Source organism: Edaphosphingomonas laterariae, assembly GCF_900188165.1.
GTDB classification, from domain to species: domain Bacteria; phylum Pseudomonadota; class Alphaproteobacteria; order Sphingomonadales; family Sphingomonadaceae; genus Sphingomonas_E; species Sphingomonas_E laterariae.
Genome location: NZ_FZOS01000005.1, coordinates 133,464 through 146,819 on the forward strand (window position 1 = coordinate 133,464; position 13,356 = coordinate 146,819).

Consider the following 13,356-nt stretch of genomic DNA (forward strand, 5'->3'; position numbering starts at 1 on the left):
CGCGCCTGACGAATTAGCGGACGACGACCTCGACCCGGCGGTTTCGTGGTTCGCTGATGCCGTCTTCCGTGGCGACGAGAGGATCGCGTTCGCCGCGGCCGCTGGCGCGGGTGGCGTCGGGATCGAGCCCGCGCGTGATCAGGGCGGCGCGGATTTCCTGCGCGCGCGCCATCGACAGCCGGTCATTGTCGTCGCCGGAACCGAGCCGATCGGTATGGCCGATGATCTGCACGTCGGCGCCCGGCCGAGCCGCCACTTCCGCCAGCAAAGCGCTGAGCACCGCTTCCGAACCCGGTGCGAGATCAGTCGAATCCTCCAGAAAATAGAGCGTGTAGCTGGTGGGGGCGGTGGGAAGGTCCGCCACCAGCGCGCGATCGCGATCGGATGGCTCGGCCGGCCGCTGACGCACCGTGCCGTCGCCGATGCTTGCTTTCGTGTTGGGTTCGCTCACCACCGCGCGATCTGAGCCGTCGCTTTCGTCGATGACGGCCACGGCGCCCGTCTTCGCGCCATTTTCGCCATCGAGCAGCAGCACCGAAGGGGTGGCGCAGGCCGTGGCGAGGGTGAGGAACGGGAGGGCGATGGGGAGGCGGGCGAGGCTGGCGCGGATCAAGGCACGTTCACCACGAAGCGGGTGCCGCGCACGCCGAGCAGCGATGTCGGGGTGCGGACCTGCATCGCCTTGGGATCCTCCTTGGCGATCTGGCCCGAGACGACGGCCAGCGATCCCCGATCGACCTTTGTGACGAACTGCCCCTTGTGCGACGTTTCGTCGAAGCGGAATTCGGATAATGCGATCCGCGAATTGGGCCCGGCCGAAAAGCGCGTATTATCGATGAAGGTGATCGACAGGCGGCCATCGCGCCCGGTGGCGAGCGTATCGCCCTTCGAAAGCGCGAAGCCCGGTGCCGGCGCGAGTTTCTGGCCGCTACGTTCCACCCAGGCCTGGCCGACGACGCGCTTCACCCGCCCGATTTCGGCAAGTGCCGGAGAGGACAGGGCAAGCGTGGCGATCAATGCGATCAGACGATACGGAATCATCATCTTTCCCCCCACGGGATCTGGCATAGAATAGGCCCGATGCGATCGGGCGACAATCTTGCAATATCGGTGCCGGCAGGCCCCGGTGCGGCCGTGCGGGCCATCGCGGCGGCGCATGACTATTGCGATCGCACTGGATGCGACGACGATGCCCGCGCGCATATCGCCATCATCGTCGAGGAACTGGTGCTCAACATCGTCGAGCATGGCGGCGCTGCCCTGGGGGATCCGATCCACATCCTGCTGGAGCAGGTGGGCGAGGGGACGCAACTGACGCTCACCGACGGCGGCACCTTCTTCGATCCGCGCGAGGCGGAGGCGCCGGGGCTGGCCCCGCCCGAACGCGGCGGTGGTGCCGGGATCGCGCTGATCCTCGCCTGGGCGGAGATCCGGTCATACGTGGCGGAAGGCGGCCGCAACCGGATGGTGCTGCTGATCCCGGCGCGCTGAGCGATCAGCGCGCGGCGAGCAGGCGGACCGCGCTCACCTGATCGCTGCTATAACCCTGGTCGAGCAGCTTGGTGGCCAGACGCTCGGCAAGTTTGTGGCCGTTGCGGACGGCGCAGACGAAGCTGCGCAGCGTTTCCAGCCGCGGATCGGCCAGCGGGCGCAGCGCCTCGCTGCCGGTGAGCAGGCTGGCGAGCCGGCGCCAGCGCGACGCGGCGAAAATCCGTCCGCCGCCAATGCGGCTGGCTTCGCGGATGGCGAGGCCGATCACCTGCCATTCCAGCGCCGACAGGGCGAGCAGCGGGGCCGTGGCGGCACCGGCTACCTCGAAACTGTCCGTGATTGGCATCCAACTCATCTTACGCTCCTGCACGCTGCGCAAAGATACGAATCAACCTGAACGCTTGATGCACCGGCCGGGCCGGCGGCGCTGTGACCTCCGCCACAATCGTTGCGGCCATGTCCGTTTGGACGGGGCTCGTCGCGCGCGGTGCGACTAAGCTCCGCAAAATTTCGACGGGAGAGTTCGTCCATGGCGTTTCAAGACAAGGTTGCAGTGATCACCGGCGCGGCGAGCGGCATCGGCCGTGGACTGGCCGAGCGCGGCCATGCCCAGGGGATGAAGCTGGTGCTGGCCGATCGCGATGCGGGCGCGCTGGCGGCGCTGGCTGCATCGCTGGACGGTGCGATCGCGGTGCCGACCGACGTGACCGATCCGGCGGCATTGGTGGCGCTGGCCGACACCGCCTGGGCCAGCTTCGGCGGCGTCGATTATCTGTTCAACAATGCCGGCATCATGGCGACGGGCTATAGCTGGGAAATCGAGCCGGCCCGCTGGGATGCGTCGATCAACGTCAACCTCAAGGGCATCCTGCACGGCATCCGCGCCTTCGTGCCGCGCATGATCGCGCAGGGGCGGGGTCATATCGTCAACACCGCGTCGGTGGGCGGTTTTGGCGCCAGCCCGCTGATGGCGCCTTACAGCGTCACCAAGTTCGCTGCCGTGGCGTTGACCGAATCGCTGCATGCCGAACTGGCGATGATCGGCGCGCCGGTGGGCGTCAGCCTGCTTGCGCCGGGGCCGGTGAAGACGGGCATCTTCGACAATCCCTTCGGCGACATCGCCAATCCGGCGGCCGAACGCTTTGTGGAAGAACTGCGGCACATGCTCGACACCTATGGGCTGGAGCCGGGGCCGTTCGCCGACAAGGTCTATGCCGCGCTGGCGGCGGGCGAATTCTGGATCGTGCCGCAGCCCGAGGCGCTGGATCCGATGCTGAAGGCGCGGACCGAAACGATCCTGGAGCGCCGGACGCCGAGCTTCGCGTGGGACGGCGGTAACTGATCGGCCCAAAGCCTTGTTTGGCCGCGGCAGTGGGGGCATAGGCACGGGCATGTCGCTCTCCACCACTGCTGCGGCAAACCCGCAGGCCGCCCAGCCCCAGCCCGCGCGCATTGCCCGCTGGCTGCTTGTCGTCGCCTTCATGGTGTTTGCCATGGTTGTGGTCGGCGGGATCACCCGCCTCACCGAATCCGGCCTGTCGATGGTGCGGTGGGAACCGATCTCGGGTGTCGTGCCGCCGCTCGACGAGGCGCAATGGCATGCCGAGTTCGACGCCTATAAGGCGACGCCGGAATATCAGAAGATCAACCACGGAATGTCGCTGGGCGAATTCAAGGCGATCTTCTTCTGGGAATATCTCCACCGCGTGCTCGGCCGGCTGATCGGCATGGCGTTCGCGCTGCCGCTGGCCTGGTTCGCGTGGAAGCGGGCGATTCCCCGGGGCTATGGGCCGCGGCTGGTCGCACTGCTCGCATTGGGCGGGCTGCAAGGCGCGATCGGCTGGTGGATGGTGGCTTCGGGCCTCGTTGACCGGCCGGATGTGAGCCATATCCGCCTCGCCGTTCACCTGCTGACCGCCTTGTTCATCCTGGGCGGTCTGGTGTGGACCGCGCTCGACCTGATCGATCTGTCGCGTAGCCCCGCCGCCCGGCCGGCGAAGCTGACCGGGATCGCGGCGATCGCGATGATCGTCCTGTTCGTGCAATTGCTGCTCGGCGCCTTCACCGCCGGGCTGGATGCGGGCTATGCCTTTGCCGAATGGCCCACCATGGGCGGCCAGATCTTCCCGGCGGGCGTGGCCTTCATCGAACCGGCCTGGCGCAATCTTGTCGACAACCCGATCGTCGTCCAGTTCGTCCATCGCTGGCTGGCCTGGGTGGCGGCCGCCCTGCTGCTGGCGCTGGCCTGGCGCGCGCACAAGATGGGAGTGAAGGGGCCGGTGCACGCCATCGCCACTTTCCTTGTCCTGCAGATCGGCCTGGGCATCGCGACGCTGCTGACCGGCGTCGATATCCATGTCGCCGTGGCGCATCAGGCGGTTGGCGCGTTGCTCGTCGCCAGCGTCGCCTGGACGGCGCACCGCGTCGGCGCGCGGCGCGGATGACCGGCATCGCCACCGTCTATGCCGTGTTCGCGGACGAGGCGGAGGCGGAGCGGATCGGCCGCGAGATGGTGGAGGCGGGGCTCGCTGCCTGCGTCAACATCCTTGGTCCATGCCGGTCGATCTACCGCTGGCAGGGCGCGGTGGAGGAGGGCGCGGAGATCCCGGCCTTGTTCAAGACACGCGCCGATCAGGCGGATGCGCTGATCGCCGCAATCGCTGCCCGCCACAGCTATGATGTGCCCGCCGTCGTGGCATGGCCGATCACTGCCGCGCACCCGGCCTATGAGGCCTGGGTACGAGATGGTATCTAGATACCTCTTGTGAAACCCGCCATTTTTCTTGACTCTGGCGACCCTCATCGCCATTAGCCCTCTCGTCTGCGCCGTCCCTCGTGGGGCGGCGTGTTTAGTTTTTCGAGAAGGTCCGAGCCAATGAAAGCGCTCATGAAGACCACCAAGTCGGCGACGCCGGCGACGGTGGAAAAGAAGTGGCTGCTGATCGACGCCGAAGGGCTCGTCGTCGGCCGCGTCGCCAGCATCATCGCCAACATCCTGCGCGGCAAGCACAAGCCGAGCTTCACCCCGCACATCGATTGCGGTGACAATGTCATCGTCATCAACGCGGACAAGGTGCGCTTCACGGGCAAGAAGCTGGGCCAGAAGGTCTATTACAAGCACACTGGTTATGCCGGCGGCATCAAGGGCATCACTGCCGGCAAGGTGCTGGAAGGTCGCTTCCCGGAGCGCGTGCTTGAAAAGGCCGTCGAGCGCATGATTCCGCGTGGTCCGCTGGGCCGCCAGCAGATGCGCAACCTGCGCATCTTCAACGGTGCTGAACACAGCCACGCCGCGCAGAACCCCGAAGTCCTCGACGTCGCGTCGATGAACCGCAAGAACAAGGTGGGCGCATAATGTCCGACAATCGCCAGTCTCTCGCCGATCTCGCGGCTCTGACGAGCGCGGCCCCGGCCGCTGCCGCCCCGGTTGCCGCCGAAGCCGACGTCGAAGCCGCCGCCCCGATCGTCACCCAGCCGACGACCCCGCTGCGCGAGCAGCAGATCGACGCGCAGGGCCGCGCCTACGCCACCGGCCGCCGCAAGGACGCCGTTGCCCGCGTGTGGCTGAAGCCGGGTTCAGGCAAGATCACGATCAACGGTCGCGATCAGGAAGTCTATTTCGCGCGTCCGACGCTGCGTCTCGTCATCAACCAGCCGTTCGGCGTTGCCGGCCGCGAAGGCCAGTATGACGTCGTCTGCACCGTCAAGGGCGGTGGCCTTTCGGGCCAGGCCGGCGCGGTCAAGCACGGCATCGCCCAGGCGCTGACCCGTTACGAGCCGGTGCTGCGCAGCCCGGTCAAGGCCGCTGGCTTCCTGACCCGCGACAGCCGCGCCGTCGAGCGTAAGAAGTACGGCAAGGCGAAGGCCCGCCGCAGCTTCCAGTTCTCGAAGCGCTAAGTTTCGCGACAGCTTCGGCTACAGGAAAGGGCGTCCCGTTCGGGGCGCCCTTTTCCTTTGGATCAATCGTCCATCGGCGGATAGCGTTCGAACTCGGGCAGTTCGTGCAGATTCTTGGCCCATCCGATCCGTTCGGCGACCTGGATATGGGCGGATGGCGCTGGCACGTCATCGGGATGGTCGAGCGTCGCCGATTGCACGTCGATCAGACCCGGCAGCATGGCTTCGTTGACGTAGAACAGCCCGGTGCCGCATTCGCCGCAGAAGTGGCGGCGCCCATGTTCGGATGATGCGTGCACTTTGGGTTCGCCGCTGATCAGTTTCACTTCGCCTGTCGGCAGCATCGCCCAGGCGACGAAGGGCGCGCCGGCGGAACGACGGCAGTCGACGCAATGGCAAAGCGCGTGATGCAGCAGGGCGGTGCCCATTTCGTAACGGATCGCGCCGCATTGGCATCCTCCAGTCGGCATAATTCCCTCCGATTCCCTTGTGGTGCCGTCATCGTAGCAAATCGTGCACGGCGATGTTGTCTCATGTCGAAATGATATGTTGTATCTTTCTTCGGATCATGTCATTGCGAACCCGGATCAGAGGAGTGGATTCGGGATCGTGCCGGAGGTTGCAGGACGCGGTTATTGGCTGGACCGGCTGGCGATCGGCCTGTCGGGGCTGTGCCTTGCCCACTGCATCGCATCGGCGGTGCTGGTGGCGCTGCTGGCGTCGGCCGGCGGCATCCTGCTTCACCATTCGATCCACGAGGCGGGGCTGGTGCTGGCCATCGGCTTCGCGGTGCTGGGGCTTGGCCGGGGCGTGATGCGCCATGGTTTCATGATGCCGGGCGCGATCGGTGGACTGGGCATCGGCGTGATGGCCGGCGCGCTCACCATGCCGCATGATGCGGGCGAGGTGATTTACACGATCATCGGCGTCGCACTTGTCGCACTGGGCCATGATCTCAACCGCCGGGCGCTGATCTAGCCCCTATAGCTTGCCGAAAGGGCCGGTAACGCCTAGATTTGGCGCATGGCCCACGCGCATTCCCATGTCATCCATGAAGGTGCGTCGCTGAAGCAGGCGGCGCGCGACACGCTCGAGAAATCGGGCCAGCAATGGACCGCGATGCGCGCGTCGGTGTTCGATGCGCTGGCCCAGTTCGAGCGGCCGGCATCCGCCTATGACATCGCCGAAGCGGTGTCGAAGGCCGAAGGGCGCCGGATCGCGGCCAACAGCATCTATCGCATTCTCGACCTGTTCGTGGCGTCGAATCTGGCCCGCCGGGTGGAAAGCGTGAACGCCTATGTCGCCAACGCGCATCCCGATTGTCAGCATGACTGCATTTTTCTGGTTTGCGATGCCTGTGGGCAGGCGACGCATATCGATGACGACAGCCTGAGCGGCAATGTGCGACGAGCCGCTGAGAAAGCCGGCTTTTCGGTCAAGCGGCCGATCATCGAAGTCCATGGGACGTGCGCCGACTGCGATAAGAACTGACGGCATCTCCACGGCATCTTGATCTGCGATGGTTCACCTTCGCAGACAGATGCTCTACGGGGGTCGTTTGAAAGGATCGTCCGCTTACATGTCCGAACGCCCGAAGACGCCGCTTCTCGACAAGGCCGATACGCCTGAGGAACTGCGCAAGCTGAAGCCCGAGCAGCTGCCCGAACTGGCGCGCGAATTGCGCGACGAGATGATTTCGGCGGTGTCCGTTACGGGCGGCCATCTGGGCGCGGGCCTTGGCGTCGTCGAACTGACGGTCGCGCTGCATTATGTGTTCGATACGCCGAACGACGTGCTGATTTGGGATGTCGGCCACCAGGCCTATCCCCACAAGATCCTGACCGGCCGCCGCGATCGTATTCGCACGCTGCGGCAGGGCGGGGGGCTTTCGGGTTTCACCAAGCGGTCTGAAAGCGAATATGATCCGTTCGGCGCGGCGCACAGCTCGACCTCGATTTCGGCGGCGCTGGGCTTCGCCGTGGCCAACAAGCTGGCCGACAAGCCGGGCAAGGCGATCGCGGTGATCGGCGACGGCGCGATGTCCGCCGGCATGGCCTATGAGGCGATGAACAATGCCGAGCAGGCGGGAAACCGTCTGGTCGTCATCCTGAACGACAATGATATGTCGATCGCGCCGCCGGTGGGCGGCCTGTCGGCATCGCTGGCGCGGCTGGTTTCCAGCCGGCCGTTCCTCAGCCTGCGCGATCTGGCCAAGCGGCTGGCCCGCAAGCTGCCGCGCCCGCTGCACGATGCCGCGCGCAAGACCGACGAGTTCGCCCGCGGGATGACGATGGGCGGAACGCTGTTCGAGGAACTCGGCTTTTATTATGTCGGCCCGATCGACGGCCATAATCTCGACCATCTGATCCCGATCCTGGAAAATGTGCGCGATGCGGCCGAAGGGCCGATCCTGATCCATGTCGTCACGCAGAAAGGCAAGGGCTATGCCCCGGCCGAAGCGGCGGCCGACAAATATCATGGCGTCCAGAAGTTCGATGTTGTGTCCGGCGTTCAGGCCAAGGCGCCGCCGGGGCCGCCCAGCTATACCGGCGTGTTCGCCAACGCGCTGATCGCGGAGGCGAAGCGCGACGAAACGGTCTGCGCGATCACCGCGGCGATGCCGTCGGGCACGGGGCTGGACAAGTTCGCCGCCACCTTCCCCGATCGCAGCTTCGATGTCGGCATCGCCGAACAGCATGCGGTGACCTTCGCGGCGGGCCTTGCCGCGCAGGGCTATCGCCCGTTCTGCGCGATCTATTCGACCTTCCTGCAGCGCGCTTACGACCAGGTGGTCCACGACGTCGCGATCCAGAACCTGCCGGTCCGCTTTGCCATCGACCGCGCCGGGCTGGTCGGCGCGGATGGCGCCACCCATGCCGGCAGCTTCGACATCAGCTATCTGGCATCCCTGCCCAATTTCGTGGTGATGGCGGCCGCCGACGAGGCGGAACTGACCCACATGGTGCATACCATGGCGCTCCACGATAGCGGGCCGATCGCGGTGCGCTATCCGCGCGGCAATGGCACCGGCGTCGCCATTCCCGAAACGCCGCTGCAATTGCCGATCGGCAAGGGCCGCGTCATCCGCGAAGGCAAGTCGGTGGCGATCCTGTCGCTTGGCACGCGGCTCGCCGAAGCCGAGAAGGCGGCGGACCAGCTCGATGCGCTCGGCCTGTCGACCACGGTGGCCGACCTGCGCTTCGCCAAGCCGCTCGACGAGGCGTTGATCCGCCGGCTGCTCACCACCCATGATGTTGCCGTGACGATCGAGGAAGGCTCGATCGGCGGGCTCGGCGCGCATGTGCTGACGCTGGCCAGCGACGAAGGGCTGATCGATGGCGGGCTGAAGCTGCGCACGCTGCGCCTGCCGGACGTTTTCCAGGATCATGACAAGCCCGAAAAGCAATATGAGGACGCCGGGCTGGATGCCGAAGCCATCGTCGCGACCGTGCTGGCGGCGCTGCGGCGGAACAATGTCGGCGTGATCGAAGGCGCCCGCGCCTGAACAGCTAGCATTCGCTGTCCTACACGCGCGCGATGGCTATAATCGCGTGCGAAGGCGGCGCTGATCCGCAAGCACCATGAGGGTGCGTTCCCCCACCGGCATCGAGCCGGAAAAGGAGCGCACCATGACGCAAGCCGTTCACCTTCCCCAGCCTTATCGCTTTCTGGAAACGACTGCGCCCTTGCCGCGCATGGTGCAGGAGGCGATCGGGTTGTTCGGCACGCGCGAGCAGCCGGGGCCGGGCAACAACCCCGTCATCATGCAATGGGTGGCCGAACTGGGCGATCCGCAGGTCAAGGCGGTCTATACCGCCGATGCCGTGCCCTGGTGCGGGTTGTTCATGGCGATCGTCGCCCGGCGCGCGGCGAAAGTGCCGGTCAGGCAGCCGCTCTGGGCGCTCAACTGGGGCAAGTTCGGCGTGGAGGCGGGCCAGCCAATGCTGGGCGACGTGCTGACCTTCGTGCGGCCCGAAGGCGGGCATGTCGCGCTCTATATCGGCGAAAGCAGCCGGAGCTATCATGTCCTTGGCGGCAATCAGGCCGACAGGGTCTGCTTTGCCGAGATTGCCAAGACGCGGCTGCGCGCCGCGCGCCGGCCGCTTTATGTGAACCGGCCGGCGACGGTGAAGCCCTATCTGCTCGGTAGCAACGGCGCTTTCTCCACCAACGAAGCGTGAGATGGACCGGGCTGCGGACGGCTGCTCAGATCGCCCGCGGCCCGGCCTCCTCGCGTGCAAGCGACGCGAGGATCTCGCCGGCGGCCGCGCCGTGCGCGACGGGGCCTTCGGCGGTTCCGATCAGCCGGTCGAGCAGCCGCTGGCCTTCGTGCCACAGCCCGATGCCGCTGGCGGCGTTGATGTGGCCGCAACTGCCGATATTGACGAAATGGCTGCCCCAATCGCGCGCCATATCGAAACTGCGCTGGATCGCGGCGAAGGGATCATCCTCGCTGGCGACGAGGATCGACGGGAAGGGCAGGCTGGATCGCGGGCGCGGCGCGAAATCGCCGAGCACGCCCGCGATTTCCGATCGCTCGATATCGGGCGGGGCGACGAGCAGCGCGCCGGCAACCGGCCACCCCCAGGGCTGGCCGGCCAGTTCCGCCCACCAGGAAACGGCGATGCAGCCCAGGCTGTGCGCGGCGAGGATGATGGGCTGGTTGGCCGATCGGATCGCCTGATCGAGCTTGGTGACCCATGGGTTGCGCCGTGGCGCATCCCACATGCCCAGATCCACCCGCGCGGTATCGCCACGGGATTGTTCCCACAGCGTCTGCCAATGCGCCGCGCCGGAGCCGTTCAGCCCCGGGATCGTCAGCACCAGCGGCTGCCGGCCGCTGAATTCGGAAAAAGCCTGCGTCATGCGTCGTCTCCCGATGATTCGGAGGCGAGAATAACTCTATCGATAAAGTTGACAATGCCGCCGCGCCCAAACAAGGCTTTATTGCGGCAGCCCGATCGGCCATGGACGGCCGATGGCGAAGGGTATTCGGGCGGATCAGCTGCTGGTGGAACGCGGGCTGGCGGAAAGCCGTGCGCGCGCGCAGGCGCTGATTTTGGCGGGGCTCGTTTATGTCGGCGACCGCAAGGTGGAAAAGGCCGGGCAGGCGATCGCGCCCGATGCCGTGCTCGACGTGCGCGGCCGCGACCATCCCTGGGTGTCGCGCGGCGGGATTAAGCTTGCCCATGGCCTCCAGCATTTCGGCTGGGATGTGGCCGGTGCGGTGGCGATCGACGTCGGATCGTCGACCGGCGGCTTTACTGATGTGCTGCTGACCAACGGCGCGGCCCGCGTCTACGCGGTCGATTCGGGAACGAATCAACTTGCGTGGAAACTGCGCCAGGATGATCGCGTGATCGTCCATGAACGCACCAACGCCCGCAATCTTACCGCCGAGCATGTGCCCGAGCCGGTGGACATCATCGTCTGCGACGCCAGCTTCATCTCGCTTGCCAAGGTGCTCGACGCTGCATTGGGCTTCGCGCGGCCGGGCGCGCACCTGATCGCGCTGATCAAGCCGCAGTTCGAAGCGGGCCGCGCGGAGGTGGGAAAAGGCGGCGTGGTGCGCGATCCCGAGGTGCACGCCCGCATCTGCGCCGAGGTGACCGACTGGATCGGATCGCGGGGCTGGGCGGTCGCCGGTATCACGCCAAGCCCGATCACGGGGCCTGAAGGCAATGTCGAATTCCTGATCGGCGCGACCTTGCCGGACGTATCGGAAACCTGATCGGGGAACCAATTGCGGCATGGCGGGTGGTACACCATTGTTGCACTTTGACCCGTGCCCGCAGAGACGATAGGCATGTTGCAGGGGCAGAAGGATCGCAAAGGACAAACGTGGCGCTACCTCGCTTCTTCGCCTTGGTCGTCGGCCTCATGGCCGCATTCTATTTCGGCTTTGGCATAGCAAGATACACGCTGAACCCGATCGGCGGGGCGATCATGCTGCTGGGCGCAATCCTGCTGCTGGCGGCATCGGTGCGCAAGGCCGTGACCCGGAAGCAGCGTTATCTGGTGGCCGGTGCCTGGGCGGCGTTCAGCCTGCTGTCGCTGATCGCGCTTGGCATCATCGTCTGGTTCAGCGGCGGATCGCGCGAAAAGGCGATGGCGTTGCTGCTGTTCGTCACCGGCCTTGGCTTCACCGCCCGCGCATTCTGGCAGGCGGGCCGCAAGAAGCGGCATAAATGGGACAATTATTTCGACAAGTGACGCGGGGGCCGCTTAGCCGCGCGCGGGGATCAGCGTGGCCAGCCAGATCTCGGTCAGCGTGTCGAGCAGAGCGTCGAACCCGGTGTCCCATTCCTCGATATGAACGGCCATCATCGCGCGTTCGAGCTGGAAGATCAGCAATTGCGCGCGGCGCCGTGCCTCGTCGGCCGTGAAGGCGGACCAGCGCTCGCCATCGCCGATCAGCGCTTCGACGAAACCGGTTTCGTGCGCGCGGGATTCGGCGGATATTTCGGCCAGCATCTCGCGTAGCAGCGTCCGCATGCCATCATGGTGGACGCGCCAGGATTCACCCACGCTGGCCAGCCAGGCGCGGATCGAGCCGCGCGACCAATCGGGCAGTTCGGCGAAGCGGACATAGAGTTCGGTGCCGCTGGCCCACATATCGGCGACGATCGCGCGGGCAACGTCCGGCTTGCCGGTGAAATGGGCATAGAAGGTTGCGCGCGAAACGCCGGCCGCGCCCAGAATTTCCTCGATCGTGGCCGGCCCCATGCCGCGTTTTTCGAACACCGCCAGCGCCGCATCGGTGATCCGCGCGCGGGTGGCGCGCCGCTGCTGTTCGCGCAGCGATATGGGGGGCAGGGCGGCCAGGCTCGGCAGGATCGGCATCGACGCCTTCGCTAACAGACGTGGAATCGAAAACAAGGCCATACATATGTATGGAATGTTGACGATCATATGGTGCGTGTTATGCCTCGACGGAACCAAAAAGAATGGAGAGGCCCCAGATGAACGCGATCAGCCCGATACCCATGCGCCACCGATCGGCGGACACCGATTTCCCGCGTGGGTGGTATTGCATTGCCGAGTCCGAAAATGTGTCTGCCGACAAGATGTTGCCGGTAAGCTGGCTGGGCCAGGAACTGATCGTCTACCGCACCAAGGACGGCAAGGCGCAGGCGACCGACGCTTATTGTCCGCATCTCGGCGCGCATCTGGCGAGCCATGATGGCAAATTGTGCGAAGGCCGCATCACCTGTCCGTTCCACAAATGGGAATTCGACAGCGCGACCGGCAAGGTGGAGCATATCCCCTATACCGACGTGCCGGTGCCGGCGAGCGTGCGGCTGACGCTGCATCCGACGCGTGAAAGCGATGGCATGGTGCTGATCTGGCACGATCCCGCCGGCGGCAAGCCGACGTTCGAGCCGTTCGATTCCAGTGCTTTGCGTGGCGATGGCGAATGGATCCGCTATGCGGTGCACAGTTGGGAGATGACGTGCCCGTTCCGCGACATTCTGGAGAATATCTTCGATACCGCGCATGTGACGCAGCTTCACAATGCCGCCGCGCTGCCGGAAATCACCAGCTTCGAGCCGCAGGATTACGGGCTGCGGGTGCAATATACCACCGATCCCGATGCCGGTGAGGCGACGCCGATCCGGGGGTTCGAAATGAACCTTTCGGGCATTTCGCTGCTGACCCAATATTATGACGGCATCCACTTCACCGGGCTGTTCGTGATCTCGTTCACGCCGGTGGACGAGGAACGGGTGGTGCAGACCGCGCGCCTCTATCTGAAGGATAATGGCAATCGCGAGATGATGGACCAGATCGGCCGGGCCTTCATCGACCGCTTCTGCTTCGAGGTGGAGCAGGACCTGAAGGTGCTGGATTACAAGAAGCACCTCACCCAGCCGCGGCTGTGCGCGGGCGATGGCCCGATCATGAAGTTCCGCAACTATGCGGCGCAATTCTACGCCTGATCGCCGGACAGGTGGGTGAACGGGCGGC

At 65.5% G+C, this 13,356-nt stretch carries 19 protein-coding genes; 13 read left to right on the top strand and 6 right to left on the bottom strand.

Annotation, left to right across the window (positions count from 1 at the left end; translation table 11 throughout):
- Positions 1–13: 13 nt before the first annotated feature.
- Complete coding sequence (locus CHB74_RS06790) at positions 14–613, bottom strand: OmpA family protein (RefSeq protein WP_245842692.1); 600 nt, start codon at positions 611–613, stop codon at positions 14–16.
- Positions 610–1,044 carry a FecR family protein gene (locus tag CHB74_RS06795; protein ID WP_245842694.1) on the bottom strand — a complete coding sequence of 145 codons (435 nt, stop codon included), beginning with the start codon at positions 1,042–1,044 and terminating at the stop codon, positions 610–612. Before CHB74_RS06795 ends, CHB74_RS06790 begins: the two co-directional genes overlap by 4 nt.
- 36 nt (positions 1,045–1,080) lie before the next feature.
- Between CHB74_RS06795 and CHB74_RS06800 the strand changes: the two genes are divergently transcribed.
- The gene (locus tag CHB74_RS06800) at positions 1,081–1,491 is read left to right on the top strand and encodes an ATP-binding protein (protein ID WP_089218865.1); all 411 of its coding nucleotides are present in this window, start codon (positions 1,081–1,083) and stop codon (positions 1,489–1,491) included.
- 4 nt (positions 1,492–1,495) lie between these two features.
- On the opposite strand, the gene CHB74_RS06805 is transcribed toward CHB74_RS06800, so the two are convergent.
- The gene (locus CHB74_RS06805) at positions 1,496–1,846 is read right to left on the bottom strand and encodes a hypothetical protein (RefSeq protein WP_245842696.1); all 351 of its coding nucleotides are present in this window, start codon (positions 1,844–1,846) and stop codon (positions 1,496–1,498) included.
- 174 nt (positions 1,847–2,020) lie between these two features.
- Here CHB74_RS06805 and CHB74_RS06810 point away from each other — a divergent pair, with 174 nt between their 5' ends.
- The 5 genes from CHB74_RS06810 (at position 2,021) to rpsI (ending at position 5,388) form a co-directional block, all read left to right on the top strand.
- Entirely contained in the window at positions 2,021–2,833 is an 813-nt protein-coding gene (locus CHB74_RS06810) for an SDR family NAD(P)-dependent oxidoreductase (RefSeq protein WP_089218866.1), read from the top strand.
- Positions 2,834–2,882: 49 nt separating this feature from the next.
- A complete protein-coding gene (locus tag CHB74_RS06815; protein WP_089218867.1) occupies positions 2,883–3,935 on the top strand; it encodes a COX15/CtaA family protein in 1,053 nt (350 codons plus the stop codon).
- Positions 3,932–4,246: a divalent-cation tolerance protein CutA gene (gene cutA, locus CHB74_RS06820; RefSeq protein ID WP_089218868.1), complete on the top strand. Its 315-nt coding sequence runs from the start codon at positions 3,932–3,934 to the stop codon at positions 4,244–4,246. Before CHB74_RS06815 ends, cutA begins: the two co-directional genes overlap by 4 nt.
- A 120-nt stretch (positions 4,247–4,366) precedes the next feature.
- The gene (gene rplM / locus CHB74_RS06825) at positions 4,367–4,846 is read left to right on the top strand and encodes a 50S ribosomal protein L13 (RefSeq protein ID WP_089218869.1); all 480 of its coding nucleotides are present in this window, start codon (positions 4,367–4,369) and stop codon (positions 4,844–4,846) included.
- Positions 4,846–5,388, top strand: coding sequence for a 30S ribosomal protein S9 (gene rpsI / locus CHB74_RS06830; protein ID WP_089218870.1), 543 nt, complete (start codon positions 4,846–4,848; stop codon positions 5,386–5,388). Before rplM ends, rpsI begins: the two co-directional genes overlap by 1 nt.
- Positions 5,389–5,450: 62 nt before the next feature.
- Here the strand turns inward: rpsI and CHB74_RS06835 are convergent, their stop codons facing one another.
- Positions 5,451–5,858 carry a GFA family protein gene (locus CHB74_RS06835; protein ID WP_089218871.1) on the bottom strand — a complete coding sequence of 136 codons (408 nt, stop codon included), beginning with the start codon at positions 5,856–5,858 and terminating at the stop codon, positions 5,451–5,453.
- 139 nt (positions 5,859–5,997) lie between these two features.
- Here CHB74_RS06835 and CHB74_RS06840 point away from each other — a divergent pair, with 139 nt between their 5' ends.
- The 4 genes from CHB74_RS06840 (at position 5,998) to CHB74_RS06855 (ending at position 9,569) form a co-directional block, all read left to right on the top strand.
- A complete protein-coding gene (locus CHB74_RS06840; protein WP_089218943.1) occupies positions 5,998–6,366 on the top strand; it encodes a MerC domain-containing protein in 369 nt (122 codons plus the stop codon).
- Between the two features lie 45 nt (positions 6,367–6,411).
- Positions 6,412–6,879 (top strand): Fur family transcriptional regulator, encoded by a 468-nt coding sequence (locus tag CHB74_RS06845; RefSeq protein ID WP_089218872.1) that lies wholly within the window; start codon positions 6,412–6,414, stop codon positions 6,877–6,879.
- Positions 6,880–6,967: 88 nt separating this feature from the next.
- Positions 6,968–8,893, top strand: a complete 1,926-nt coding sequence (gene dxs / locus CHB74_RS06850) for a 1-deoxy-D-xylulose-5-phosphate synthase (protein WP_089218873.1) — start codon at positions 6,968–6,970, stop codon at positions 8,891–8,893.
- A 124-nt stretch (positions 8,894–9,017) separates the two neighbouring features.
- On the top strand, positions 9,018–9,569 hold the full coding sequence (locus CHB74_RS06855; protein ID WP_089218944.1) for a TIGR02594 family protein: 552 nt from the start codon (positions 9,018–9,020) through the stop codon (positions 9,567–9,569).
- Positions 9,570–9,594: 25 nt separating this feature from the next.
- Here CHB74_RS06855 and CHB74_RS06860 read toward each other — a convergent pair whose 3' ends face one another.
- The gene (locus tag CHB74_RS06860) at positions 9,595–10,254 is read right to left on the bottom strand and encodes an RBBP9/YdeN family alpha/beta hydrolase (protein WP_089218874.1); all 660 of its coding nucleotides are present in this window, start codon (positions 10,252–10,254) and stop codon (positions 9,595–9,597) included.
- 112 nt (positions 10,255–10,366) lie between these two features.
- Between CHB74_RS06860 and CHB74_RS06865 the strand changes: the two genes are divergently transcribed.
- A complete protein-coding gene (locus tag CHB74_RS06865; protein WP_089218875.1) occupies positions 10,367–11,119 on the top strand; it encodes a TlyA family RNA methyltransferase in 753 nt (250 codons plus the stop codon).
- A gap of 110 nt (positions 11,120–11,229) precedes the next feature.
- Positions 11,230–11,601: a hypothetical protein gene (locus CHB74_RS06870; RefSeq protein ID WP_245842698.1), complete on the top strand. Its 372-nt coding sequence runs from the start codon at positions 11,230–11,232 to the stop codon at positions 11,599–11,601.
- 12 nt (positions 11,602–11,613) lie between these two features.
- Here CHB74_RS06870 and CHB74_RS06875 read toward each other — a convergent pair whose 3' ends face one another.
- Entirely contained in the window at positions 11,614–12,231 is a 618-nt protein-coding gene (locus CHB74_RS06875; protein WP_089218877.1) for a TetR/AcrR family transcriptional regulator, read from the bottom strand.
- A gap of 119 nt (positions 12,232–12,350) precedes the next feature.
- Here CHB74_RS06875 and CHB74_RS06880 point away from each other — a divergent pair, with 119 nt between their 5' ends.
- The gene (locus CHB74_RS06880) at positions 12,351–13,328 is read left to right on the top strand and encodes a Rieske 2Fe-2S domain-containing protein (protein ID WP_089218878.1); all 978 of its coding nucleotides are present in this window, start codon (positions 12,351–12,353) and stop codon (positions 13,326–13,328) included.
- Positions 13,329–13,356 lie beyond the last annotated feature (28 nt).

Coding starts and splice junctions, on each gene's coding strand:
- CHB74_RS06795 (WP_245842694.1), bottom strand. CDS start 1,044: ATGATGATTCCGTATCGTCTGATCGCATTGATCGCCACGCTTGCCCTG.
- CHB74_RS06800 (WP_089218865.1), top strand. CDS start 1,081: ATGCGATCGGGCGACAATCTTGCAATATCGGTGCCGGCAGGCCCCGGT.
- CHB74_RS06805 (WP_245842696.1), bottom strand. CDS start 1,846: ATGAGTTGGATGCCAATCACGGACAGTTTCGAGGTAGCCGGTGCCGCC.
- CHB74_RS06810 (WP_089218866.1), top strand. CDS start 2,021: ATGGCGTTTCAAGACAAGGTTGCAGTGATCACCGGCGCGGCGAGCGGC.
- CHB74_RS06815 (WP_089218867.1), top strand. CDS start 2,883: ATGTCGCTCTCCACCACTGCTGCGGCAAACCCGCAGGCCGCCCAGCCC.
- cutA (WP_089218868.1), top strand. CDS start 3,932: ATGACCGGCATCGCCACCGTCTATGCCGTGTTCGCGGACGAGGCGGAG.
- rplM (WP_089218869.1), top strand. CDS start 4,367: ATGAAAGCGCTCATGAAGACCACCAAGTCGGCGACGCCGGCGACGGTG.
- rpsI (WP_089218870.1), top strand. CDS start 4,846: ATGTCCGACAATCGCCAGTCTCTCGCCGATCTCGCGGCTCTGACGAGC.
- CHB74_RS06835 (WP_089218871.1), bottom strand. CDS start 5,858: ATGCCGACTGGAGGATGCCAATGCGGCGCGATCCGTTACGAAATGGGC.
- CHB74_RS06845 (WP_089218872.1), top strand. CDS start 6,412: ATGGCCCACGCGCATTCCCATGTCATCCATGAAGGTGCGTCGCTGAAG.
- dxs (WP_089218873.1), top strand. CDS start 6,968: ATGTCCGAACGCCCGAAGACGCCGCTTCTCGACAAGGCCGATACGCCT.
- CHB74_RS06855 (WP_089218944.1), top strand. CDS start 9,018: ATGACGCAAGCCGTTCACCTTCCCCAGCCTTATCGCTTTCTGGAAACG.
- CHB74_RS06860 (WP_089218874.1), bottom strand. CDS start 10,254: ATGACGCAGGCTTTTTCCGAATTCAGCGGCCGGCAGCCGCTGGTGCTG.
- CHB74_RS06865 (WP_089218875.1), top strand. CDS start 10,367: ATGGCGAAGGGTATTCGGGCGGATCAGCTGCTGGTGGAACGCGGGCTG.
- CHB74_RS06875 (WP_089218877.1), bottom strand. CDS start 12,231: ATGCCGATCCTGCCGAGCCTGGCCGCCCTGCCCCCCATATCGCTGCGC.
- CHB74_RS06880 (WP_089218878.1), top strand. CDS start 12,351: ATGAACGCGATCAGCCCGATACCCATGCGCCACCGATCGGCGGACACC.